The 24,537-nt window shown below is 42.6% G+C and carries 19 protein-coding genes; 9 read left to right on the top strand and 10 right to left on the bottom strand.

From position 1 onward, the window contains the following. Positions 1 to 136: 136 nt before the first annotated feature. The 5 genes from FAZ19_RS02280 to surE all read right to left on the bottom strand — a co-directional run bounded on the left by FAZ19_RS02280 (position 137) and on the right by surE (position 9,453). Entirely contained in the window at positions 137 to 2,551 is a 2,415-nt protein-coding gene (locus tag FAZ19_RS02280) for a serine hydrolase (protein ID WP_136818978.1), read from the bottom strand. Positions 2,552 to 2,564: 13 nt separating this feature from the next. Then, positions 2,565 to 4,646 (bottom strand): S9 family peptidase, encoded by a 2,082-nt coding sequence (locus FAZ19_RS02275; RefSeq protein WP_136818977.1) that lies wholly within the window; start codon positions 4,644 to 4,646, stop codon positions 2,565 to 2,567. A gap of 11 nt (positions 4,647 to 4,657) precedes the next feature. Further along, positions 4,658 to 6,886, bottom strand: a complete 2,229-nt coding sequence (locus tag FAZ19_RS02270; protein ID WP_136818976.1) for a penicillin acylase family protein — start codon at positions 6,884 to 6,886, stop codon at positions 4,658 to 4,660. A gap of 17 nt (positions 6,887 to 6,903) precedes the next feature. Next, on the bottom strand, positions 6,904 to 8,394 hold the full coding sequence (locus tag FAZ19_RS02265) for a glutamate racemase (RefSeq protein ID WP_136818975.1): 1,491 nt from the start codon (positions 8,392 to 8,394) through the stop codon (positions 6,904 to 6,906). Positions 8,395 to 8,724: 330 nt separating this feature from the next. Beyond that, a complete protein-coding gene (surE, locus tag FAZ19_RS02260) occupies positions 8,725 to 9,453 on the bottom strand; it encodes a 5'/3'-nucleotidase SurE (protein ID WP_136818974.1) in 729 nt (242 codons plus the stop codon). Positions 9,454 to 9,529: 76 nt separating this feature from the next. On the opposite strand from surE, the gene FAZ19_RS02255 reads away from it, so the two are divergent. The 6 genes from FAZ19_RS02255 to FAZ19_RS02235 all read left to right on the top strand — a co-directional run bounded on the left by FAZ19_RS02255 (position 9,530) and on the right by FAZ19_RS02235 (position 14,098). After that, positions 9,530 to 10,429: a diacylglycerol/lipid kinase family protein gene (locus tag FAZ19_RS02255; protein WP_136818973.1), complete on the top strand. Its 900-nt coding sequence runs from the start codon at positions 9,530 to 9,532 to the stop codon at positions 10,427 to 10,429. Between the two features lie 43 nt (positions 10,430 to 10,472). Then, positions 10,473 to 11,147, top strand: coding sequence for a superoxide dismutase (locus FAZ19_RS02250; RefSeq protein WP_136818972.1), 675 nt, complete (start codon positions 10,473 to 10,475; stop codon positions 11,145 to 11,147). A 457-nt stretch (positions 11,148 to 11,604) separates the two neighbouring features. After that, on the top strand, positions 11,605 to 12,318 hold the full coding sequence (locus FAZ19_RS02245; protein WP_136818971.1) for a cold-shock protein: 714 nt from the start codon (positions 11,605 to 11,607) through the stop codon (positions 12,316 to 12,318). Positions 12,319 to 12,437: 119 nt separating this feature from the next. Beyond that, complete coding sequence (locus FAZ19_RS23760) at positions 12,438 to 12,614, top strand: hypothetical protein (RefSeq protein WP_169305538.1); 177 nt, start codon at positions 12,438 to 12,440, stop codon at positions 12,612 to 12,614. Positions 12,615 to 12,681: 67 nt separating this feature from the next. Continuing rightward, the gene (locus tag FAZ19_RS02240) at positions 12,682 to 13,272 is read left to right on the top strand and encodes a TetR/AcrR family transcriptional regulator (RefSeq protein ID WP_136818970.1); all 591 of its coding nucleotides are present in this window, start codon (positions 12,682 to 12,684) and stop codon (positions 13,270 to 13,272) included. A 181-nt stretch (positions 13,273 to 13,453) separates the two neighbouring features. Next, complete coding sequence (locus tag FAZ19_RS02235) at positions 13,454 to 14,098, top strand: HAD family hydrolase (RefSeq protein WP_136818969.1); 645 nt, start codon at positions 13,454 to 13,456, stop codon at positions 14,096 to 14,098. 40 nt (positions 14,099 to 14,138) lie between these two features. Here FAZ19_RS02235 and FAZ19_RS02230 read toward each other — a convergent pair whose 3' ends face one another. The 3 genes from FAZ19_RS02230 to FAZ19_RS02220 form a co-directional block, all read right to left on the bottom strand. After that, on the bottom strand, positions 14,139 to 14,951 hold the full coding sequence (locus FAZ19_RS02230; RefSeq protein ID WP_229707295.1) for an SMP-30/gluconolactonase/LRE family protein: 813 nt from the start codon (positions 14,949 to 14,951) through the stop codon (positions 14,139 to 14,141). 44 nt (positions 14,952 to 14,995) lie between these two features. Next, positions 14,996 to 15,361: an MmcQ/YjbR family DNA-binding protein gene (locus tag FAZ19_RS02225; protein WP_136818967.1), complete on the bottom strand. Its 366-nt coding sequence runs from the start codon at positions 15,359 to 15,361 to the stop codon at positions 14,996 to 14,998. Positions 15,362 to 15,423: 62 nt separating this feature from the next. Next, positions 15,424 to 15,984 carry a thioredoxin family protein gene (locus tag FAZ19_RS02220; protein ID WP_136818966.1) on the bottom strand — a complete coding sequence of 187 codons (561 nt, stop codon included), beginning with the start codon at positions 15,982 to 15,984 and terminating at the stop codon, positions 15,424 to 15,426. Positions 15,985 to 16,107: 123 nt separating this feature from the next. Between FAZ19_RS02220 and FAZ19_RS02215 the strand changes: the two genes are divergently transcribed. The 3 genes from FAZ19_RS02215 to dnaK all read left to right on the top strand — a co-directional run bounded on the left by FAZ19_RS02215 (position 16,108) and on the right by dnaK (position 21,745). After that, the gene (locus FAZ19_RS02215; protein ID WP_136818965.1) at positions 16,108 to 18,798 is read left to right on the top strand and encodes a TonB-dependent receptor; all 2,691 of its coding nucleotides are present in this window, start codon (positions 16,108 to 16,110) and stop codon (positions 18,796 to 18,798) included. Further along, positions 18,791 to 19,669, top strand: a complete 879-nt coding sequence (locus FAZ19_RS02210; protein ID WP_136818964.1) for a GLPGLI family protein — start codon at positions 18,791 to 18,793, stop codon at positions 19,667 to 19,669. The genes FAZ19_RS02215 and FAZ19_RS02210 overlap by 8 nt, the downstream gene beginning before the upstream one ends. Before the next feature lie 159 nt (positions 19,670 to 19,828). After that, entirely contained in the window at positions 19,829 to 21,745 is a 1,917-nt protein-coding gene (gene dnaK / locus FAZ19_RS02205) for a molecular chaperone DnaK (protein WP_136818963.1), read from the top strand. Positions 21,746 to 21,813: 68 nt separating this feature from the next. Here dnaK and FAZ19_RS02200 read toward each other — a convergent pair whose 3' ends face one another. Together FAZ19_RS02200 and FAZ19_RS02195 are read right to left on the bottom strand one after the other, a co-directional pair. Next, positions 21,814 to 22,728, bottom strand: a complete 915-nt coding sequence (locus tag FAZ19_RS02200) for a sugar phosphate nucleotidyltransferase (RefSeq protein WP_136818962.1) — start codon at positions 22,726 to 22,728, stop codon at positions 21,814 to 21,816. A 57-nt stretch (positions 22,729 to 22,785) separates the two neighbouring features. Further along, positions 22,786 to 24,333 (bottom strand): helicase HerA-like domain-containing protein, encoded by a 1,548-nt coding sequence (locus tag FAZ19_RS02195; protein ID WP_136818961.1) that lies wholly within the window; start codon positions 24,331 to 24,333, stop codon positions 22,786 to 22,788. Positions 24,334 to 24,537: the final 204 nt, after the last annotated feature.

Below are 24,537 nucleotides of genomic sequence, written 5' to 3'. Positions count from 1 at the left end.
TTTTTTAACAAAACGCAAAAAAAAATATTAAAGATCCATAAATCAAGCTATAAAAATGCTCCATTGCATGTATTAGCACCTTTATGCAACTAGTTTTATTAAAATCGAAATAACACGCAGGGCTATTATCGTGCCTTTACTTGTCTGAAAAATAATTATAAAATTGACGCGAAACATCTGCCAATGTTTTCCGCGCATCGGCATCTTTCAACTTTCCAGACAGCAATACCAATACATAACTGCGACCACCGGGCAGATATACGATGCCCGAGTCGTGACATATCCCTTCTATAGATCCTGTTTTGTGTGCTACCTCAACATCGTCAGGCAGCTGTGCTGGAATAATGCTGTTGAATTTTTGTGCCTTTAGAATTTTTATCATCCCTTCACTGGCGGTTTTATTAATCAGATTGCCCTTGGCAATTCGTTCGAAAATCAGCATCAGATCGTAAGCGGTCACCTGGTTGTTCAACCCCTTCTGAAAGGCTTTAGAATCCTCCACCCCGCGTAACACGCGAATATCATCTGCCCCGATGCTTTTCATCGTCTTCATCACATTCTTAGCGCCAACCTGATCAATAATAATGTTGGTAGCCAAGTTGCTGCTCGCTGTAATCATTCGGAAAATAAGGTCATGTCGGGTCATTTTCTTGCCCAAGCGCGCATATAGGTCACCCTCACTATCGGTATTGACCGGCAAAGAAAACTTGCTTTTGTCGACAATACTCTTGAAGTTGTTATACACCGTAATCGAATCTGACAATGAAAATTTCCCTTCAGCGGCTTGTTTAAAAGCTTCTACCATGACAGGCGTTTTCATCGTACTTGCTGCATGAAACATTTCCTGCGCATTGAATAACAGCTGCTCTCCGGTCTGCAAATCCATAAATGCATAGGCAAACCGGCCTTCGGGTTGCTTTGCCATTATTTTTTGGATGCGTGATTTCAAATCGGCGGTATCCAATATAGCTCGCTTATCAGGAGTTAGTGCTACGCGTCCCAACGTACCTCGCCCACCGGACCGCTCCCCTACAAACCGTCCTTCGCGAATGGATTTGTCGGCATTCAGTACAAACGTCAGGAAAGGCCCCTCTCCACGATCTGGATTGTCATAAATTAATCGGAACATGTCTCCATGGAAATATTGCAACGTTCCGCAATACTGCGGTGATTTGACAAAATCGAGACGCAGTGCCGAATCGCTCACCATACTCACCGTCACACGTCCAAAAAGCTCGTCACGGTAAACACCTGCATAATCTGCCAAAGGCAGTGAACGCTTGAGCATAGGATCGGGAACTACTTTTTTATCGGCAGGTTCCGTCGAGTCTGCTCGTCCCTGTGAACGGTCTAGCTGTTTTTTGTAACCGGCTATCCAGTCAAAGGATTCGGCCCCTAGGTAATAGTCGAGCACCTGGTTGATGATTGCCCAATACGCCCCCGAAGAAAGCTGATTCGTCAATACCACCACACCGAGCCGCTTTTCGGGCACCATCGCGATCTGCGACACAAAACCGGTGAGTAACCCGCCGTGGCCTACCACTTGCTCGCCACGGTAATCATACGTACGGAAGCCCAGCGCATATCCATAAAAATGCTTTTGATTGGGCCTTAGCCATTCCGGTTCTTTGCTGATGGGCATGGTACGCACAATTTTCCAAAGTTCGCGGGTAGCGGTAGGCTTGAAAATCCGACCATTATTGGGTGTACGTCCTGAATCCAGCTGTGTAATCAACCAATTGGACATATCCACAGCAGAAGATGCAATGCCGCCAGCCGGATTGCCATTGTCACCGATATTACTATCAAAGTAGTTTTCAACGACACGCAGCTTCCCGTTGCGCCGCGTATGCGCATAGGCTATATTGGGTTGTTTCTTCAACGTCGAATACCGGTTAATACTATTGTGCATACCAACTTTGTCGAAAATTCGGACCTTAACAAAATCTTCCCAAGACATACCAGAGACAGCCTCAACCAATTCGCCCGCTGCCACGTATAAAATATTATCATACGCATATACCGATCGGAAATCATGAGCCAACGGTACATCTTTGAGCTTCTCCAACAATTCTTTGCGACTGAAGGTAGAAGGCGGGAATAGGAGAAAATCATTTGTATAAGCAGGTAGTCCACTGTGATGCACTAACAAATCCCGCACCGTCAAATGTGTCGTTACATAATCATCCGAAAATTTGAGATAAGGAAGGTATTTCGTGACCGGGTCTTCCCAACCGAGCTTCCCTTCTTCCACGAGCATAGCCAATGCTGTCGCTGTGAATGCCTTACTATTGGAGGCAATAGTAAATAAGGTATTTTCATCAACCGGATCCGGACTGTCCATCCGCTTTACGCCATATCCCTTTGCCATAAGCACCTTACCGTCCTTTACAATACCTACACCAACTCCTGGTACATTAAACTGCTCTAGCACTCGATTGATATAGTTGTCTAAATCCGGAGGAAGATCTGGGCCTTGTGCCATCGCAAAACTTACCGAAATACTACAAAAAAGAAGCATTAAACTTTTTCTTAGCCTACTCGTATTCATAATTTAGTATCTATTAGGGTTTTAAATGTTTTTGAAGAAAATCGGCTATCGCTTGATCCACTAACACCTGATTTTTGTACAACATCCAATGGTGTGTATCATCGGGTACAACAATGGCTTCAAAGGGTTTTCCTTTTTGCTCGAACCGTCTGATGAGATCTGTTGTTTGCCCGAAATCGACATTGGCATCATCATCGCCATGGATGAATAACACGGGAGACCTCCAACTATCGACGTAGGATACTGGTGAAGATGTTATGGCTAGTTCAATCGCTTTTGCCACATCGGGAGCAGGTTCTGCACTGGATGAGGAGGTACGACCGATGTAATTATGCACACCATGGATATCTACACCCGCTGCAAACAGATCCGAATCTTTACCCAAAGCTAGCGCCGTAAGGAACCCACCGTAAGAACCGCCATACACGCCTATCCGCTTATGGTCAACTTGAGGCAAGGCCGCTAACCACTCGCCAGCTGCTTTGACATCCTGATATTCGGAAGCTCCGTATCTTCCCGCAAATGGGGGCCTATGAAAATCAAACCCATAGCCTATCCCTAAGCGGTAGTTTACCGAAAGGACGATAAAGCCTCGACTGGCTAAATATTGGTTCAATGCATAGGTATTGGAATAGTAATCGCCATAATGCCAACCTAGCAGCATCTGCCGTTGAGGACCGCCATGGATAAACACAATCGCGGGCTTCTTGCTTCTCCCTTCTTTTGGCTCGAACAGTTGCGCATAAACCGTCACACCATCCGCGGCTTTAAACTCGACACGTTTTGGGGTCACCAAAGGGGCGCTTGCCAAAGAGGCTGGGATCAAGTGTTCGCCGAGCAGTCGTATATCTTCTTTGGAATTAGGCCAGGGAAGTACTGCAGGCACGGATGGGCGGGTGGCCGTCGCGCTAAGGAATATCAGGTGCTTCCCGTCTCCCGTAATGGTGGGATATGTTTCTATACCAGTTCCTGGGGTGACGACCTGCATATCGGCTCTATCTACTGCTGTACGAATGAGGTGTCTACGATCGATATCGTCTGCATCCGGCCCTGTATTGGCGCTGGCCAAAAGCCAGCTCCCATCGGGTGAAGGCTTAACATGTTCTACCATGAAGTTACCGGGTGTTAGTAGCAGGGCTTCACCACCTCCTTCCGGGATCGAATACAGATGTTGCCAGCCATCATGGTATGACAGAAAAGTGATCCGTCCTTTGGTTGACCAATACAGGTTGCCACCTGACGCAGAACCTTCCGGCGTTTTCGGAGAACTCCACAGCTGCTTGATATGCCCATCTGCCACATCTGCCTTCCAAATGGACCAGGGACTGATCGTTGGAGCCAAGATCGAATCGGGCGCTCCACCACCTGCCTCTCTTCTAATAAAAACGATTTCCTTTCCATCTGGCGACCATTTTGGCGATCCATAACGGGCAAAAGTGGGGGATATCCACTGAATAGGTGTTTTCTTATCACGATACACACCAAGTAACGAATGTCCACCACGCGAGGAGATAAACGCCAAGCTCTTTCCATCTGGAGACCAATCTAAAGAACCAATGGATCCGCGTGCGTAGAACAACTGTTCGGCTTTGCCCGATCCGTCGATCGGACATACCCACACTTGCCCTTGCCGCGGAAACGATATCCGCTTGCCATCGGGTAAAATTCGGGGATTATCTGCATCTACGAGCAGCCTAGGTTCACCGCCCTCGAAGGGCATGCTCCATATCTGAACTTTCGTAGCAACCGGTAGGGAGGCGGGATTACGCGGCGTACTCGAATTGGAGCCGCCGTGGTCGCCTCCTTTAACAAAGACCACCCACTGCCCATCTGGGGAAAGCTGTAGACTCGTGATTTCATCGCCTAGATCCTCATCATAAGCAGTTAGTTTACGGAGTTCGAATTGGGGTCCTTCGGCCACATAAATGTTGCGGCGTCCCTGTTCGTTAATAGCCACGGCTATGCGGTTGCCTGTAGCCGCAGAGACTAACTCGGAAGGGAATGGATAGGAGGTAAATTGCTCCATGGTGAGCTCCTGAGCCCAGAGGGTGATACTTGTGCAAATCCAAAGAAGGAGTAAAATCAAATATTTCATAAGTTATGTTGTTAATTAATAGATTCTGCCTTACCCGGGCGGTATTCTTTAAGAAGCTGTTGCTTGACGGCTTCCTCCGTAAACGCCACCGGCTTCAATTTGTCATTAGCGAACAACTCCAGCTGATCGTTATAATGAGGGGAATCCGTTTGGTTACTTTGTCCGTAAGCCAACACCGAATATGCACGGGGCGTATCACCGAACTCAATGGCTAGTATCCAGCAGTCACCTCCGCTCACTTGACGTTTCTGTTTGTGCTCTTGATGTGTTTCAAAGTTCAATACCCTGAAATTACCCATATCGCCGGAACCGCCACCTACAGGATATTCCTTGGATCCCATACGCGCCCGATGAACATCCCCCCAACGAACGTCCCACGATCCAAATTCCTTTTTACAGTTTTCTACCGCCCATTCGAATGCATCAACAGCACGGGATGGACTAGCCAGTCCATTGGGTGTAGTGGTAGGACGCTCTGGAGACCATGGTTCGGCAAACAACGAATCTGCTTCGGCAGAATATCCGGCTGAGACGGGTGTTGAGGGCACCGTGTTTCCACCGTTTGAAAGCCTTAAATAACGGTGCCACCAAATCTCGAACAACAGACCTCCACGGCTATCCGCTGCTGATGTATTATCCCATCCATCCAAAAGGTCTATTGCTTTAGCTACTTCCCCTGTGGCTCCGACTCGCTTTACTGCAGCGACCAAATCGTCCTTTACCCGATCAGCAAGCAACATACGCTTGCTATGTTTCTGCCGGATAACATCTTCCAAAGAAAACTTACGCTCGTTGGCAATTAATTCAAGCGAATGCTGACTCCGTAAACGCAGCTTCGGTTCAGGGAAATTAACCGGAAAGTCCGCCGGATCAAATATGGCATTCAGATTGGTATAGTGGAAGGGGTCATTTTCGTTACGAAGATATCCGCCTTCAGGGTTGGTCAATTGGGGTAGCTCATCCCACGGGACTATTGTTTTCCAGATCTGATCGGTACGTGTTGCCAAAACGGCTACGGTATCTCCACCTGACGAATGAGGTAAATGTGGTACCATGGCATTCCATACATAAAAAATATTACCCTTAGCATCTGCGTAGGTAAAGTTAGAAGTTGTCTTGGCGTGTAATCGCATCGCTTCCTTCCACTCGTCGAGATTACGGGCCATCATCATCCGTAAAAACTGCTCGCTGGTTCGGTATTCACCATCTCCGGCAGCTCGGATGATATAGATATGGCGTTCGTCACGATGGATGACAGGACCAAAAGGGGTAGAAACAAATTCCCGCTTCGCCTTCCCGACAGCATCTCCCTCCTTGTACGCAACAGTTACTTCCTTCTTTTCAAGGGGATGTGCTATACCGTCTAGCAGGAAATGATCTGGACAGCCAGGAACGATTTCCAATGCGTAAATTTCATCAATATCTGGATAATTGTTGGTCGTCGACCACCCTAAGTATTCGTTGAATCCACCGATAATACCGATGGGACTACCGATGCGAAAATCACCGTAAAAATTGAGCTTCCCTGGTACAATCATATGTGCTTCGTAATAGCCGGCACCCCAAGATAAATGTGGATTACGAAGTAAAATAGCCTTTCCTGAGGTGGTCCGGCTTGGTGCCAGTGCCCAGGCGTTGGAGCCATCATCGGGATGACTTTTTTCATCTCCTAACGGCAACCGGGCCCAAACTGCGTAATTTGCTTCGCTTTCCAGCTTATGCCGCTGTTTCTGCTGTTCGATAAAACGCTTGACAGATGCGTTACTGTGCCCCCCTACCCCCTTGGCGTGTACATCAGTTCCCGAGAAATTGGGTTGGATCCAGCTGGGGAATTCCTCGGGATGCAACTCTATGTATCGGTTTACGCCTTCGGCAAACCCTTGCAACATATCGCGTGTATCGACGTGTAACAACGGATACGTTTCGGAAGCGCGTACATGTCTCTGCAGTGCGGCCGCATCCTCGTCAATCTGCGCTTCAGGATTGCGAACGGTATGGTAGCGCCCCCACTCGCCCCGTGCTTGCACTAAATCACTAACCACCCGTGTTCCGTAATCTTCTAATTGAAGGTAGCCCATTGCATAACCCGCTGCTCGCAGGTTATCCGCATAAATGTGTGGCACACCATATGCGGTACGCCGGATGATAACCTGGTCCGACAACGATTGAGCAGAAACAATAGATGGAATGCTGAGAAATAACCACAACATAGATATCCCTATTACGAGCCTATACTTCATATCGGTATTTTTTTATATTATTTAATGGTTTCCGCATTGATGGATTCTTGAGGTCGGTGCAAAGCATTAATTAGTTTAAATGTTTCAGGAATAGCAGATTCCATACGATGTACAACTTCGTTAGGGATATTAGCATGATCGAATGGTACTACTTTCACATATTCCTGGATGTCGCCGACATTCCGTCCATATTTATAATCGTACGTAAAACGTCCCAGACTATCCATTTTTACAGCCGGATTATCAGGGTTAGGCACACTGATAAAAAATTTACTTCCCTTTAAGTTGCCCGACGGGTTGAATAAACGCTTATCTTGCAAATAGGCATGAAGCTCATGGGATACGTTTTCGGCGGGATCAATCAGAACGACATTCTCGTCCATAAAGGGCCGATAAATGTATTTACCGTCTCGCTGATAATTGTAAAGCTCCGCAAGAACTTTCTGGATTTCGTCGGTAAGATAAGGGTAGTGTGTACATCCCAGCAACAAGGCCTTTAGCGGTCTTGCGCCAGCATGGTTTCGCAATTGTTCCATCAGGGATACTAAATGGTAACGTATGTAGTTTTCGGTAGAATTCAACTGCAGAATATTGCAATCCATGGTTGATTCTTTATCACACAACATATCGCCATCACGAAAATCGAACGCATAAACATCCATCAACGCTTTGTCAATCGCATAATCGGGATGCGTCAATCCCGGCCCACGGTAATTTGAGCGGGGTGATGCGGATTGGTGGTTGATAAAATCGGGTTCTTCATCGACGGCTTCGGCCACGCCATGCCCGCCTTGGTTATAGACCTGAATATCGCCGGAGTAGCCCCGCTCATTCTTAATGCGCAGAATCGTGCGCTCGTATCCATTAGAAGCGATGGTACCTACGGTAGCAAAGACACCAATAGAACCATCCTCCGTTGGACCGAATACATCCAAGGCTCCTCTGGCTCCTGCATCGATGACCCCAATAACCGGTATATTTATTCCTGCTTTCTGTAGAAAGGCTTCGATGCTCTCTTTTCCGTAGGCGGTAGCCGTATTACAGGCGATGACCAGCGCTTTGATTTGTTGTTTCTTACCCAAAGAGGACTTAGCTTTTGCATCAGGATAATACCGATCCGACAGTAAAAACTGTACATCCTTTAAGATGTGCTCGGTCAGCAAATCGGTTTTATGCTCGCTGTGGTAATTTCCGTAAGGCATATTGGCTTGGTCGGCTAAATAAATAAATCGCTCCTTTCCAAAATCGACCTGGCCATCGCCCCCCTTTGTCTGATCACCATTACCATAAGCATCAAATCGTACAATAGCATCTAACACAGTCAGTCCACCGGTTCCAGAATCAAACACACCGATCGGCAGTTGTGCGTCATCAGAGGGGTATCGGTCGAAATCAATATAGTAGAAACTTGACGTATCGACTAAGACAGCGTGTTCAATGGGCATAAGCTGCTGAGCTGAGAGTTGACTACTAAAACACCAAAGAAAGAGTAAAATCACATATTTCATAGTATTAAATTTTGGCTAATTGCAAAAAATCATTCATTCAGCTAAGGTTACATCGTTATTCTGTAATCATAGTTATCCCACTAAATGGCAAGGATTTACATTTGGTTAAGCAAGTATAACAATTAATTCACAACAATGCATTATTTTGTTACTTTTGTTACAAACACGCATAAATCATATTATAAATATGAATAATCGAACAATCCATATGCGGAATTGCACTTATTAGCACCTTTATGCTACAGAATAAAAAGATGATGAAACAAAGCGCAAGGCTTTAAGTGAAGATAAGAGATGAATTATTTCATCATTCGAAAGGTTACTGACAGGCTATTTTTCTGTCAGTTTCTCCTTCAAGGTGATTTCATGCGTTAGGTCAAGACGCAACGGGGTAATAGAAACCATATCATTTTCGACAGCCCAACGGTCGGTACCTTCATCTGCCGGCTCTAATGGTGAAACGGTAAACCAATAATGCTTTCGACCCATCGGATCGGTACCGGGGATAATCGTACCATCATACAACCTGACGGATTGCCTTGTCCATACAATATCCGTAGGATTGGCAGGGAAGTTAACATTGTATAAAGCTAGTTCATTGTCTTGCAGTAACAACTCAAGCGTTCGTTCCACGTAGGATTCTAACGACTCGAAGTCAGGCTCGGTTTTACCCACAGGCGTACTCAACGCAATACCTTTGATTCCAAAAAGTACGGCCTGCTTAGCGGCAGCCAATGTGCCGGAGTGCCACATGGAATTTCCAAGATTCGGACCCATATTTATTCCGGAAAGCACTACATCTACATTGCTCCACAGATGCATGCCCATGGCTACACAATCGGCCGGCGTGCCATTTACTCGATACGCTTCGATATCTTTAAATTCTATCGGTGATTTTTTATAGCTTAAAGGGCGTGAGTGTGTGACGGCATGCCCCATGGAAGATTGCTCCACATCCGGTGCTACTACCCGTACTTCCCCGAATTTTTTAGCCACTTTTGCAAGGGATGCAATCCCTGGGCTATAAATACCATCGTCGTTTGTAATTAAGATCCTCATAGTTTCTAGCAGATAAATATTTTATATACCTAACAACAAATGACCCGAAGTAATTGTTTATGTATAAATTCTATTCATGCAACAAGCAATTTTATTACATAACCCAGGAGCAGGAGACGAAGATCATTTAAAGTCGGATCTGGTTAAATCTATTGAGGCCGCAGGCTATGGCTGTGTCTATTTTTCTGTAAAAAAAGAAGATACTTGGAAACAACAATTGGATCAGGCTGATTTTGCTGTGGTAGCCGGTGGTGATGGCACCGTACGAAGGGTGGTAAAAGAATTGGTAAAAAGAAATGCACTCGACAAAAAGTTACCTATCGCGTTATTACCTATGGGTACAGCTAACAACCTATGCAAAACATTAGGCATTGACAGAGATCACGATTCTGAACATCTTATTGAAAATTGGGGAAAAGCGACGCTCCAACGGTTTGATGTCGGCATCATTAAAAACGCGGATACGACAGATTTCTTCTTGGAAGGTGCCGGGTACGGTGTTTTCCCAAAATTGATAAAAAAAATGGAAAGCATAGACATTAGTCATGTCGAAACAGCGAAAGATGAACTGCAGCTCGCGCTCGAGGTTTTACATGACATTATTTTATCTGCGAAGGCAACCAATTACCGGATTAAAGCCGACAATAACATTTACGAAGGTAAATCTCTTCTGTTGGAGGTAATGAATATCCAATCCATCGGACCAAATCTGATTTTATCTCCTAGTGCCGAAACCGATGATGGTCTTTTTGACGTGGTGATCGTCGACGAAGCGCAGCGGGAAGAATTTGCACAATACATCAAAGAACTGATAACCGATGCGGAAGCGACATTTAGCTGGAAAACATTTAAAGCCAAGGAGCTAACGATCGAATGCGATAGTAAGCACATGCATGTTGATGACGAACTGGTATTGCCGTTAAAGAATCCACTTTTGTTGGAAGTACGGGATAATGTACTTGAATTTTTGGCTTAAGTATCCTTATCTTTATCGCGTATTATAAAACATATTTAGAAACATGAAATTAGTTAAAACCACGATTTTATTTGCTGCCCTCGTTTCTGGACAGATTGCCCTGGCGCAATTTAAGCAAGCGCCATTGGCTTATTCTTACGACGCATTAGAAGGTGCGATTGATGCGAAAACTATGGAGATCCACTATTCGAAGCATGGCGCTGCCTATACGGCCAACCTTAATAAGGCTATCGCGGGTACATCATTGGAAAAAGAAAATTTAGAGAACATCCTATCCAAGGTTTCAACAGGCAGCCCTGCTGTCAGAAATAACGCTGGTGGACATTATAATCATGAGCTTTTTTGGACAATATTAACACCCGAAAAAAATACGCAACCTACTGAAAAACTTGCTAGCGCAATTAAAGCCTCTTTTGGATCATTAGACGGCCTGAAAGAAAAGCTTAGTAAAGCTGGCGCAGATCGATTTGGCTCAGGATGGGCATGGTTGTCTGTAGGTAAAGATGGTAAACTCTTTGTGTCTTCGACTCCCAACCAAGACAACCCACTAATGGATGTGGTAGAGGAAAAAGGTACTCCTATCCTAGGTATCGATGTGTGGGAACACGCATATTACTTAAGGTATCAAAATAAAAGAGCGGATTACTTAAGTACCATATGGACGGTGATCAACTGGAAGGAAGTAAGTAAGAAATATGATGACGCACTTAAAAAATAGCCTGCTTGGTACGCAAAACAGAAGATCCCCGCTTTTGCCGGGGATTTTCTATTTGAGCATTAATCCCTAAATAATCGTTCAAATAGAAAAAAATTGGTGGAAACGGAAAATTTCAGTACCTTGACTCAAATTTCCTGGAAATCAATGGCTATATATAAATTTAGCATACAATTATTAGCAAGCGGATGGTCCGCAATTTATTAAAAATGAATCCTCGAACAAAAATAAGGTGTAATTCTCCCATACATAAAACAAATCCCGTGTATCGTGCGTTTATCGCAAAGCTAAGGTTTTCAAATTTCGGGTTTCATCCAGGTCATAAGATGTATTTTGATTCGATCGCCGGACAACCTAAGGCGCTGACATGCTCTCTTGAAAATCTTTCAACATGCTACTCACGACGACACCCTAATCGCTTATCGCATTAGAAAAAACTTAATCAAAATAGAGAATAAAGATGATACTAGGAGCTATAAATTGGTTTAATAATGAAAAAGGCTTCGGCACGATACAAACAGTCTGCTCGGGTTCCGTCTTTTTACATATCAATAGTTTCTACCGAAAGCCCCTAGGCGAGCTAAAACGAAAACAGATCGTTGCTTTTAAAAAGAAAACAACAACTGACCAAGGTGAATCGCGGGCAACAGGGTGTAAACTTTTAGAAACAGCTGCGGACTTTGGGATACTAATGACTTTATTAGGAGAGGATACATTGGTCGACATGAGAGCTCCCGTAACCCGAAACAACACTCCTGATCCGGACGATCAATACTACTGCCTGCTCAAACACGGCACCCTGCAACTTTTCGACAACAGACCGGAGCGAAGTTTTATCGATACCGTACTTCATTATTTTGACAAGCAGCTGGATGAAGCAAAATTTATCCAATTTTGCACCTACCTTGAACAGATAGCGATTCCGTTAATAAAAACAGACGATAGGGAAATGCTTGAACAGACCCTCTATTGCCATTTTTATGCCAACCTGACTGCTGGAATACTTTTTCAGGCGTGGAAGCACAATGCATTTCGGTACATTGCCTACACGGAAGGGATGGATTATGAAATACCTGAGGAGATTATAGCGGCGCGCCGTAACGAATTAGATGAATCCGAATGGAACCGAATTCGGTTATATAGCTATGGTGCTAATTTTCTCCCTTCAACCTAGTTTTATAGCTATCGGATTTCGACCTTCTCGATGCAATTTTTATTTTTTTGGTTTAAGCCATTTGAATTTAAAGTAAAAATATCTTACTTTAGAGGGCGATTCCAATAACCATATATATTATGAATATATCCCTCAAAGAACACGCTTTCAAAACTTTTGAAAATCCGCAGGTTTTGAGTTTTCAGGAAAGGATGGTGATGCACCAACAGTTCTTAACTTATTTGGGGAATATTGAAGCTAGCTGTCTCCATGAAAGACTGCCGTATCCGGATGAGTGTATTGGCGGTCCACACTAAAGAACAATTAGACAGACCCTTAATAGTTTCGATATGCTGAAACAAAAATTTAATATATCTTTATTACATGATTGAGAACAAAAAAACAAAAAAATCTTTAATCACTAAATCAAAGTTATTAGGTGCGGTAGAAAAAGTACTTACCGAAAAAGGTTTTACGGAGTTAAAAGTGCAGCCTATATGTGATGCTTCAAATGTAGATAAAAAATTAATTTATTTCCATTTTGGAGATCTGGAAGGATTGCTCACCGAATTTCTCCGAAGAAACGATTTTTGGCTATCAAAAATGGAGGTTCCGAAAGAGATGAATAAAGAAACGGTCAAAGAGGTTTTGACCAATCAATTCTCGTCTATCTACGAAAGTGATCTACTGAAGCAGCTATTAATTTGGGAATTAAGTGAAGGCAATGAAACATTGAAAAAAATTGCCCGAGATCGAGAACAGATTGGAAACCAAATGATCGCTGATTTCATCAAACAACAGGATTTCAAGACGGACATTCCACCATTATTGGCATTGCTGGTGAGTGGGATATATTATCTTACTATACATTCGGCTATAAATGGAAGCACATTCTGTGGAATTGATATAAATACCGAATCCGACAGAGAACGCGTGCTTAATACGATTACGGGATTAATCGACCAGATCAAATAATGCCTAATTTGTACAGATCGTTTTCATAAGTCGCTGTAAAGTCAGTGTTGTATATACTTTTATCGTGTATACAACAATCCCACTGCTAGATGCAATGTATATATTGCTATGGATCTAAGTAAAGTACTACTACACGGTTAGTAAGGGAGTTTATCAAGTAAGTATTTTATAGCTTTGCGCAATGAAGCTTATTATTTTTGATTTAGACGGAACACTGATTAACACCTTAGCTGATCTTGCTAAAAGTTGTAATCATATTCTTAAAGCACATGATTTTCCGACACACCCTATTGATGACTATAAAATATTTGTGGGGAACGGCATACGAAAACTAGTCGAACGGGCACTCCCAGAGAGCGCTAGAACGGATGAAACAATCGACAGGTTGAAAGTGGAATTCACAACATATTACAACCTGCATGCTAAAGACTTGACACAACCTTATGATGGTATCGTACCTTTACTGAACGCACTGAAACATGAAGGGTTTAAGATCAGTGTAGCTTCTAATAAGTATCACGAAGCTGTAGTACACCTTGTCGACCATTATTTTCCAACAATCCAATTTGATCTTGTCTTGGGTCATCGGGATAATCATCCAGCCAAACCAGATCCTGACATCGTTTTTGATACGTTGCGAAGGTTGAACGTGAGTAAAGCCGATTGTTTTTATATTGGAGATTCTTCTGTAGACATGCAAACAGCTAATTGTGCCGACGTGACTGCTGTAGGGGCGACGTGGGGTTTCAGAACAGAAAGCGAACTCAGAGAGCATGGTGCAGATCATATCATACATCGCCCCCTTGACCTGCTAAATATTATATAACGTAACGCTTTAGGCTGAGATACGTTCAAACTCCTCTCTCCTACCAATCGGGATATATTTTGAATATTTTTTCCGAGGCAGTTATAAAGAGGTACTCTTTTTCTTTTCCACCAAAGCAGACATTAGCGGTCCAGTTTGCTGGCACATCGATATGGTGTATTTTTTGGCCTTGGGCATTATAAACTGTTACGCCTTTACCTGATAAATAGACATTGCCTTTCCGGTCTATGGTCATCCCATCGGAACCTTGACTGCAAAACAGTTTCTTATTAACAAGGGTTCCTTTTTCATCTATATCGTACACATACGTCTTATCTGCTCGGATATCGGCTACATAAAGAAGCCGTCCATCTGCTGCACCTACAATCCCATTGGGCTTTATGAAATCTGCATCCAACTGCGTGAGTACGTCATCTTGAAATAAATACAGGGCTTCCTCCTCGATTTCTTTACCTTTACGGGTCCAATACTCGCGCTGATAATGGGGGTCTGTAAAGTAGTAACCTCCTGCAGGCGAAACCCATACATCGTTTGGACCGTTTAGTTTCCTGCCCTTATAGTGATCCAACAAAACTTCGACTTTGCCTTGAGGTGAAATCCGCCACAATTCATTTTTCTCATCGGCGCACGCGATGATGTGGTCATCTTTGTCAATATACAACCCATTGGATCGACCCGCTGGTTCTAGAAATACTTCTAATTGGCCATCAAAAGTGTACTTCCAGATGCTGTTATTCGGCTGATCGGTGAAATAAACATTCCCTTTTGAATCAACTGCCGGCCCTTCCGTAAATGTAAATTGATCGCCGATCAAAATAAGCTTGCCTTCGGTCTGTCCTTTTGCGTAAAGCATACAGATAATAAGTATAAAAGTTATGGTTACTTTCATCCTTAAATTTAACTAATTTTTTCAACTTCCGCCTTCAACTTTTTAGGCAAGGCTTCTACTACCAGATTGTAACTGTGATCAATCAGCTTTTTTAAGAATTCATCATCAAGCTCGCGATTTACGTATACCGTATTCCAATGCTTTTTGTTCATATGGTACCCCGGCAACACACTTTGCTCATACTGCTGTCGCAGCTCAACTGCATACTCGGGGTCGCATTTAACATTAAAGCTCAAATGATCTACCTGATCCAGTCCTACAAGTAAGAATACTTTCCCCATAACTTTGAATACCAGGGTATCCGGCCCAAAGGGTAATTCCTCGGTCACACCCTTTTTTCCTAGACAATATTGGTGAAGCTCTTCTATATGCATAGTCATTAATAATATAACACCAATTTAGTAATAAAACCTGACAAAAAACAACTCACTAATAACTAGTTACCGGTTACCAATAACGCTACAAGCTCTCGCTGAATCTCTTGTCCCTTGTCCTCATTATACCAGCGTTGTAAGGCTTCTTTTATTTCGTCAAAAGATTTTCTATCAGATTTCATTGCTTGAAAGAGAAGACTTGCTTTTTCCGGTCTTGGCCCCCAGACACCTAAATCTTTCTTATCTGCATTACGGATTATCAGCTTCGGAATAGATTTACCGCCGTTGGTTAAGTAATCATTAATCAATAAAGGAGGGGAATCCCGCAGTTGAATTTCCAGCTGTATGTACGGATTATTCTTCACCATGTTATAAATCTGCGGAACGGAATGTGCTGCATCTCCGCACCAAGGCTCGGTGATCAAAATCCACTGTTGTGGCAACTGAATAGCATTAATAACGGTTTGTGTATCCACATTTGCCTCAAACTTTTTTAACCAACGGTTCATTCTGGACCAGTTCAACTTGGTGTAGCTTAAGTATTCAGGATCCGCATAAATAGGGTGATCTGTCGGATTTGCTACTATAGACTCAAAGTAAGTAAGGTATTCTTCAAATATCATTATTTCAATTTTGATGCAAAAATAGAGAATCTTATCCACCTAAAAACCATAAAAATGTTGCAATTCATTTAACACTAATTAATACTTCTACCCACTATCTTTGAAAAGATATCAACCAATTTAATGAAAAGGATTTCAGCATTATTCATATTTCTATTCTTAGGTCACCTCGCCATAAGTCAGGTCTCTGTCGCCGGAAAAATCGCCGATCAAGCCGATGATGGTCCGTTGGCCAACGCCTCTATCGTTCTATTAGATCAAGATTCGATCATGAAATATTTCGTACGGGCCGATGAAAATGGAAAATTTCAACTTAAGAACGTAATAACAGGATCCTATCTGCTTTTGGTCTCTTATCCTAAATTTGAAGTGTATTCTCAACCAATAGTGGTAGAAAATGAAGATCTCAATCTGGAAAGTATTAAGATCAGTTCTCAGGCAAATCTTATTGAGGAAGTAATCGTTAAACAGAAATTACCAATAACCCTCAAGGGCGACACCATTGAATATGATGCCGGCAGTTTTGAAACTGAAAAAAATGCCAAGCTGGAAGACTTGCTCCGAAGGCTGCCGGGACTCACGGTATCTGCAGATGGTGCGATCACGGCCCAGGGTAAATCTGTTTCGAAAGTTCTGATTGATGGAGAAGAGTTCTTTGGCTATGACCCAAAGATTGCTATTCGAAACGTAAGGGCCGATGCAGTGGACAAAGTACAAGTATATGAGCGGCGCTCTGAACAGTCCGAACTTACGGGTATTGACGACGGCGTACGTCTACAAACGGTGAACGTGGTACTCAAAGAAGAAGCTAGAGAAGGTGTTTTCGGTAATCTAGAAGCGCTGTACGGCACCGACAATTTATACGCAGGCAATCTTTTTGCAGCCAAGTTCAACCGAACAGAACGCATGGGCGTAACGGCCAACACGAACAATATGGGTGCATCGGGCAGAGAAGGAAACCTACGCATGAATAATCAGATACAGGGCGAACCTGTCTTCACCTCCATAGGCGCGAACTATGAAAATCAATTTTTTGACAGAAAGCTGAATGTAAATGCGAACTATAATTTAAATGATAACAGCAACCGCAACGAGAGAGACAGCTTTAATAAACAGATCCAGTCGAATGGAGAAGTAAGGGAGACGACCCGTACTTCTAGATCCATGAGCAACAATCAGTCTCATGGTGTCCGATCCCAGTTCAGAATACGTATCGACTCCACTCAGAATATGGACGTGCGTATCAATGCAGGTTTATCCCAACAAGAAAGCGGAAACAGTTCCAACAGCAAGACGCGTGGAGAAGGGGGGAACGATATTAACGAATTTGAAAGTGATCAAAATACAAAGACAGATAGCAGATCAAACGACATTCGCTTAAACTACAGAAAACGGCTGAATAAAAAAGGAGCTTCCTTAAATGTACATGTAAGCAATGATTATTCGAAATCGGACTCCGAAAATCGCACGGACGAAACGACAACACAATTTATAGAAAATACAGAAACAAATATCGACCAAAGACGATTGGGTGATAACTTTTCCAACAATTTCTCGGCGGAGGCCAACTTCGGCAATCGCTTGAGCCAACAGATTAATTACTCGTTGGGGTATAGCTTTTCGAACTCGAATAGGAAGAATTTTCTTGATGCTTTTGATCTCGACGCCAACGGCACCCCATCGGAACTCGATCTCAATTATTCGCAGCGCCAGCATGATTTTTCGACCAACCAGGGAATTAATGCAACGATGAACTTCAACCATGAACTTCTCAATATCAATGTGTCGAACAAAACGCTTTATAAAAATCAAAATCTGGAAGACAGCTACCGTGATGTAGACTTATCTCGGAGTTTCTGGGACAATAGCTTCAATATGGATATCAACTATCGACTTTCTTCCAGAAAGAATCTACGGGTTTCTTATCAAAATAGCAATACCATTCCATCTTTCGAGCAGCTACAGCCCACGCAACCCCGACGCAACGAATTGTTTATACCCATCGGGAACCCCGATCTGGAACGAGCAACAAACAATAATTTTCGTTTAAACTACAATACCATCAGCCTCCTAAAGGGTACCAATCTAAACCTAAATGGAGATATTGGATTTGTTGTAAATCCTATTATCAACCAACTACAAATTGACCGGGAAACCAACGTAACAAGAAGCTCATACGTCAACATCAGTGACAAATCCACTTGGCGCGCTAGCATGAATGGGAATTTTAACAAGCCTATGTTTAACAAGCAGGTGCAGTTTAATATTTTCTCCAGCCTTAACTATCAGAACAGCTTTAGCTTTATTGAGAATTCAGAATCTATGTCATTCGAACTAAATAATCTTCAAAACACCAACGGTAATATTGGTATAGGCGTGAACGAACAGAATGCGAAAGGCTTTGACTTTGAGGTTAATGCTCGTATCGGAGCAAATAATCAGCTTAATAGTTTACGATCGGATCTCAACTACACCAATATGACAGGCAGCAGCGCTGGCTATATTAAGTACTTTTTCCCGTGGAAATTCCAGGCGACGACCAATGTCAACTATTCGTACGAAGGACCAACTAAACTCTACCCCCAATCCATACACCAATTCTACGCGAATGTAGAGTTGAGCAAAAAACTATTAAAGAACGAAAGCTTGATAGCTAGCGTCAAAGCATTTGATATCTTCAATACATTCAACAACGTCAATAGAAGCATTTCTGACACGGATTTCACCGAATCAAGGCAACTTATATTAACACAGTACGTACTTGTTGGATTAAAATGGGATTTTAACAAAAATTTAGGTAAAAAAAATGACTAGGATATTATTCGCTCTACTGACTTTATTCGTCATACACGATTCACAGGCGCAGTATGCATACTTTGCAACACATGGCAAAATATCATTTGAAAAGATCACCTATACTAGGGCCCGGATGCGGGATCTAATGGCGAAAATGGACGCGGGCAACAATGCCGGTAGAGGACCGGGTGGAGGCGGAATGCGCATGGGAGGAAATCTTGAAAATATGCCGGAATCTTCTACCCAATACTTTGAACTCACGTTTGATGAAAAGCAAAGTTTGATGACGGCCGTTGAAGAAGAGGAGAACAGCCAATCTGGCGGCGGACCTTCAAGAAGAGCGACGATGGGATTTTCTGGTGGAAATCGTGGATCAAGGGGGGGAATGAACATAAGTATGAGGCGGATGGGCGGTAATAACAGTAAAGTGCTTTATCAGAACTTAAAAGATCAGACCGCTGAGATACAGGTTGAAATTGATGAAAAATACATGCTTAGCGATTCACTATCACCCATTACATGGCGCTTTACCGACGAATATCGTACGATTGCCGGTTATGAGTGTCGCCGGGTAAATGGTGCAACTCCGGACTCATTGTATCTCATCGCCTATTACACGGATCAGATACCTGTATCTGCCGGGCCAGCTTTAAGTCATGGTCTACCCGGAATGATCATGGGATTAGTTATACCCGAGATGCATATACATTATTGGGCGACTAAGGTAACCTATTCTAACGAGCCCGTTCCGACAAACTGGAAGGACAAAAAAGTAAAAAGCATGGGGGTAAACGAATTTTCGGAAAGTTTTGGACGTTTCTTTTCGCGCGGAAGAGAGGACAACAATACATCCAACAAAAAGTTGATATTAGAACAATTAATATATTAAGTGGGTATAATAAAAAATGACAGTTTGTCACAAAATTATGTCATATTTCCGACAATATGGATCCCATTTTCAGGCATAAAGCAGTTTTTACTTCTTGGCATAAGGGTTGTTATATACGAAACAACTATTTAAATTAAGTAAAAAAACAAAATACAAGATATGTCAAAAATTATAGGAATCGACTTAGGTACTACCAATTCATGTGTTGCTGTAATGGAAGGTAACGAACCGGTAGTTATTGCCAACAATGAAGGTAAACGTACTACACCTTCTATTGTGGCGTTTGTAGATGGTGGTGAGCGAAAAGTTGGTGATCCAGCTAAACGTCAGGCTATTACAAATCCGCATAAAACCATATATTCCATTAAACGTTTTATGGGAACTTCTTTTAACGAAGCACAAAAAGAAATTTCTCATATCCCTTATAAAGTTGTTAAAGGTGATAACAATACGCCTCGAGTAGAAATTGACGACCGTAAATATACTCCTCAGGAAATATCAGCAATGATACTTCAGAAAATGAAAAAGACTGCGGAAGATTATTTAGGTCAAGAAGTAAGTCGTGCGGTAATCACTGTACCGGCATATTTCAATGATGCACAACGCCAAGCGACTAAAGAAGCGGGCGAAATTGCAGGTCTTAAAGTAGAACGTATCATTAATGAGCCTACAGCGGCAGCCTTAGCCTACGGTCTTGACAAGGCAAACAAAGACATGAAAATCGTCGTGTTTGACTGTGGTGGTGGTACGCATGATGTATCCGTATTGGAGTTGGGCGACGGTGTATTCGAAGTAAAATCAACCGATGGTGATACGCACTTAGGTGGAGATGACTTTGATAATGTGATTATCAACTGGTTGGCTGAAGAATTCGCAAACGAAAACAATGGTTTTGATCTGAAGAAAGATGCAATGGCATTACAACGTTTGAAAGAGGCGGCTGAGAAAGCAAAAATTGAATTATCAAGCACATCTTCTACGGAAATAAATCTACCATACATTACAGCTGATGCTACAGGACCTAAACATTTGGTACGTACGTTATCTCGTGCTAAATTTGAAAACCTAGCAGCAGATTTGATCAAACGCACGATCGACCCTTGTCGTACAGCATTGAAAAATGCAGGTTATAGCACGTCAGATATTGATGAAATCATTCTAGTAGGTGGATCTACACGTATTCCCGCGATCGTAGATTCGGTTAAAGCTTTCTTCGGAAAAGAGCCATCAAAAGGCGTTAATCCTGATGAGGTAGTTGCGTTAGGTGCAGCCATTCAAGGTGGTGTATTGACAGGTGAGGTAAAAGATGTATTGTTATTAGATGTTACGCCTCTTTCATTGGGTATCGAGACGATGGGTGGTGTAATGACGAAATTGATTGAAGCGAATACCACTATTCCAACTAAAAAATCGGAAACATTCTCTACAGCGTCTGACAGTCAACCATCGGTAGAAATTCACGTATTACAAGGTGAACGACCTATGGCCTCTCAAAACCGTACCCTAGGACGTTTTCAGTTAACGGATATACCTCCAGCTCCTCGTGGTATCCCACAAATCGAGGTGATTTTTGATATCGATGCAAATGGTATTATCAAGGTATCTGCTAAAGATAAGGCAACTGGCAAAGAGCAAAATATTCGTATTGAAGCCTCTTCAGGCCTATCCGAAGAAGATATCCAAAAAATGAAACAAGAAGCGGAAGCTAACGCAGAAGCGGATAAAAAGGTAAAAGAAGAAGCGGATAAAATCAACGGTGCCGATGCCTTAATCTTTTCTACAGAGAAACAATTGAAAGAATACGGTGACAAAATTTCTGCGGACAAAAAAGCACCTATCGATGCCGGTTTAGAAAAGTTAAAAGCAGCTTATGCAGCTAGAAACTTTGCTGACATTGATACGGCTTCGGCTGAATTGCAAAATGCATGGAACGCTGCTTCAGAAGAAATGTACGCAGCATCTCAAGGTGGCTCACAGCCACAAGGTGATGCAGGTCAAGCTAACACAGGTAGCGCTGACGCTAACCAAGGTGGAGCTGATGATGTACAGGATGTAGATTTCGAAGAAGTAAAATAATTCACTCTTTTACATAACAAAGAAAGCCCGAAGATTTGATCTTCGGGCTTTCTTTGTTATCAGGACTTTTAAAACAACTTCGTTGGATAGGTTCCGTTTTCTATTAATGCTGAAATCGATTCCTGTACAATGGGCTTATCTTCTTTGTAGGTAACACCAAACCACTTGGCAGAGGTCGGTATCACTTTGAAGTCAGCTAATCCCTGCCTAACCATATAATCTGGTACAGAAGGGATAAAGAACTCAGATTTCGGATTATCGCCATTTTCTTCCACAAACTTAGGAAACATATCCAGTGCTATTTCAAATATCTTTGGTGTGAATCCCCAAAAATTCATAGACACCCGTGATTCCGCATCAAGATCATATTGTACCCCGTTCTCTTCGTAAACAATCTTTCTATTCCCCGCTTCATCAGACACGTAAAAAATATTTGTTCTTTCTATTACCGAAGCCATATTGCCTTCATCACTTACTTCGCATACGCCGCGCGATACATATCCGTAATCTGAAAGGGTATTACCCACTTTAAAACCTATTAATGACATGTGGGTATCAGACACTTCGGAAGTAAGGAACTGACCCATTTTTTGAAAGGCATCGGTACCATAGAAGTCGTCGGCATTGATCACACAAAATGGTTCATGAATAATATCTTTTGCACTCATCACAGCATGAGCTGTACCCCAGGGTTTTTCGCGTACGATATCTTTGTCTACACCGAATTTACGCAGATCAAAATCTTGGAATGCATAGTCCACCTCTATTTTTCCCTTTAATTTTTCGTCAAATTTGTCACGCATGGTGGCTTCGAATTCCTTACGGATAATAAAGACTACTTTGCCAAACCCTGCATTTATAGCGTCATAAATAGAATAATCAATAATAGTCTCACCATGAGGACCAAAACTATCCACTTGTTTTAACGAACCATATCTGCTTGCCATACCCGCAGCGAGTACTAGTAATGTAGGTTTACTCATATTAAAATTTCCTTGTTAATTCTTTTCAATAATCTTACAAACATAAAGATTTTGAGACTATTTCCTTTTAAATATTGAATTTAATATACCGTTAGCAATTTTCCCCAACAACTTAGCTCCCTCTCGGGCAAGCGTTCGACTTGCTTGTGTTTGAGCTGCCTCCAAAGGTGTTTGCCTACGCGATGACGACCCTGTTCGAGTTCTTGTCGCTTTTTCAGCCTCTTGCCGGGCTTTCTCGCGGACGCGCTCTTCTTCAGCAGCAGATTGACGTTCTGCAATAATTTCGGATGCCGTGCGCCTTTCTATTCGTTCCTGATACTTTGAATAGTATTCCGAGTTCTTAATAATGCTGTCGTACGTTTGAGGATCTGCTGGTCCCATTATTGCCCGCGCCGGAACCAGGTGGGTGGCGACAACTTCCGTCGGAATTCCTTTATCATTTAACACCGTAACAAGTGCCTGGCCTGTACCTAACGAGGTAAGAATTTTATCTATTTCATAGAATTCGGATGTAGGATACGTTCTCACCGTCTTACGGAGGTTTTCAGCATCGTTAGGTGTAAAGGCACGTAGTGCATGTTGGATTCGATTTCCCAACTGCCCTAAAACACTTTCCGGAATATCGGTAGCCGCTTGCGTACAAAAGAACACACCTATTCCTTTAGACCGGATCAACCTAACTATTTGTTCGACTTGCATCAAAAAGACTTTGGAAGCACCATTAAAAAGCAAATGCGCTTCATCAAAGAAAAACACTAACTTTGGTTTGTCTAAATCCCCCACCTCGGGCATTTTTTTGAAAAGCTGCGCCAATAGGCTTAAGAGGAAAGTAGAAAATAGCAGGGGTTGATCTTGGATATCGGATATGTTTAAAAGTGTGATGACACCTTTGCCGTCCACTTTTCCGAATAAATCCTGAATATCAAATTCTTTCTCTCCAAAAATATGGGCGACACCTTGTTGCTCGGTGGCAACGATTTTCCGTAATATAGCGCCCGAGCTAGCCGTGCTTATCTTTCCATAATCGGCCTTGATTTCCTCCGCTCCTGCTCCTTCAGATAAGTAGGATAACAACTTTTTAAGATCGTCAAGATCGACCAATGGTAGTTTAGTATCATCTGCATACTTAAATATAGCACTAAGTACACCCGACTGCGTTTCATTAAGATCTAGAATCCTGGCAAGAAGTATAGGCCCAAAATCTTCAACAGTAATACGCATAGCAGATCCTAAATTACCGCTAAGAGAAAAAACCTCTATGGGAAACGAGGAAGGTACAAAGGGTATTCCTACCAGATTACCGCGTTCCAATAAGGCATCATTTGTATTACCTGGCTCAGCCAGCCCCGATAGATCTCCTTTAACATCTAGCATAAACACGGGCACACCTGCGTCGGAGAGCTGTTCTGCCATCAGCTGTAACGTCCGTGTCTTACCGGTACCCGTAGCTCCGGCAATAAGCCCATGACGGTTCATCATTTTTAACGCTAAATTTACTTTTGCGTTCGTACGGACTTCTCCATTTAATATCCCTGAACCTAGTTGTATAAAAGGTCCTTTAGGATTATAAGATGCATTAACGTTATCGATAAATGACTGGCTCATAATACAATTAATAAATTTCAACTTTTAAAGAAATGCACGTAAACTTTCGATAATCTACTGGCAAGATGTTGTACAGTATGTGATCTCAACATAAATGAAAGTTTCAACTATCGAATTTATAAATATTTAAGAGATTATCGCAATATTTAACAAAGCAAAGATTTCAATATTAACAAATTGTTATTTAATATAGATTTCTTAGGA

Source organism: Sphingobacterium alkalisoli (assembly GCF_005049105.1).
GTDB lineage: Bacteria > Bacteroidota > Bacteroidia > Sphingobacteriales > Sphingobacteriaceae > Sphingobacterium > Sphingobacterium alkalisoli.
The sequence above is the reverse complement of the archived record's forward strand: the minus strand, read 5'-3'. Positions and strand labels throughout refer to the sequence as shown.

What these genes read in the sequence shown, in the direction of transcription:
- FAZ19_RS02215 (WP_136818965.1), top strand. Translation starts at nt 16,108, where the DNA reads ATGAAAAGGATTTCAGCATTATTCATATTTCTATTCTTAGGTCACCTC.
- FAZ19_RS02235 (WP_136818969.1), top strand. Translation starts at nt 13,454, where the DNA reads ATGAAGCTTATTATTTTTGATTTAGACGGAACACTGATTAACACCTTA.
- FAZ19_RS02200 (WP_136818962.1), bottom strand. Translation starts at nt 22,728, where the DNA reads ATGAGTAAACCTACATTACTAGTACTCGCTGCGGGTATGGCAAGCAGA.
- FAZ19_RS02230 (WP_229707295.1), bottom strand. Translation starts at nt 14,951, where the DNA reads ATGCTTTACGCAAAAGGACAGACCGAAGGCAAGCTTATTTTGATCGGC.
- FAZ19_RS02270 (WP_136818976.1), bottom strand. Translation starts at nt 6,886, where the DNA reads ATGAAGTATAGGCTCGTAATAGGGATATCTATGTTGTGGTTATTTCTC.
- FAZ19_RS02195 (WP_136818961.1), bottom strand. Translation starts at nt 24,333, where the DNA reads ATGAGCCAGTCATTTATCGATAACGTTAATGCATCTTATAATCCTAAA.
- FAZ19_RS02220 (WP_136818966.1), bottom strand. Translation starts at nt 15,984, where the DNA reads ATGATATTTGAAGAATACCTTACTTACTTTGAGTCTATAGTAGCAAAT.
- surE (WP_136818974.1), bottom strand. Translation starts at nt 9,453, where the DNA reads ATGAGGATCTTAATTACAAACGACGATGGTATTTATAGCCCAGGGATT.
- FAZ19_RS02280 (WP_136818978.1), bottom strand. Translation starts at nt 2,551, where the DNA reads ATGAATACGAGTAGGCTAAGAAAAAGTTTAATGCTTCTTTTTTGTAGT.
- FAZ19_RS02240 (WP_136818970.1), top strand. Translation starts at nt 12,682, where the DNA reads ATGATTGAGAACAAAAAAACAAAAAAATCTTTAATCACTAAATCAAAG.
- dnaK (WP_136818963.1), top strand. Translation starts at nt 19,829, where the DNA reads ATGTCAAAAATTATAGGAATCGACTTAGGTACTACCAATTCATGTGTT.
- FAZ19_RS02245 (WP_136818971.1), top strand. Translation starts at nt 11,605, where the DNA reads ATGATACTAGGAGCTATAAATTGGTTTAATAATGAAAAAGGCTTCGGC.
- FAZ19_RS02225 (WP_136818967.1), bottom strand. Translation starts at nt 15,361, where the DNA reads ATGCATATAGAAGAGCTTCACCAATATTGTCTAGGAAAAAAGGGTGTG.
- FAZ19_RS23760 (WP_169305538.1), top strand. Translation starts at nt 12,438, where the DNA reads ATGAATATATCCCTCAAAGAACACGCTTTCAAAACTTTTGAAAATCCG.
- FAZ19_RS02255 (WP_136818973.1), top strand. Translation starts at nt 9,530, where the DNA reads ATGCAACAAGCAATTTTATTACATAACCCAGGAGCAGGAGACGAAGAT.
- FAZ19_RS02265 (WP_136818975.1), bottom strand. Translation starts at nt 8,394, where the DNA reads ATGAAATATGTGATTTTACTCTTTCTTTGGTGTTTTAGTAGTCAACTC.
- FAZ19_RS02250 (WP_136818972.1), top strand. Translation starts at nt 10,473, where the DNA reads ATGAAATTAGTTAAAACCACGATTTTATTTGCTGCCCTCGTTTCTGGA.
- FAZ19_RS02275 (WP_136818977.1), bottom strand. Translation starts at nt 4,646, where the DNA reads ATGAAATATTTGATTTTACTCCTTCTTTGGATTTGCACAAGTATCACC.
- FAZ19_RS02210 (WP_136818964.1), top strand. Translation starts at nt 18,791, where the DNA reads ATGACTAGGATATTATTCGCTCTACTGACTTTATTCGTCATACACGAT.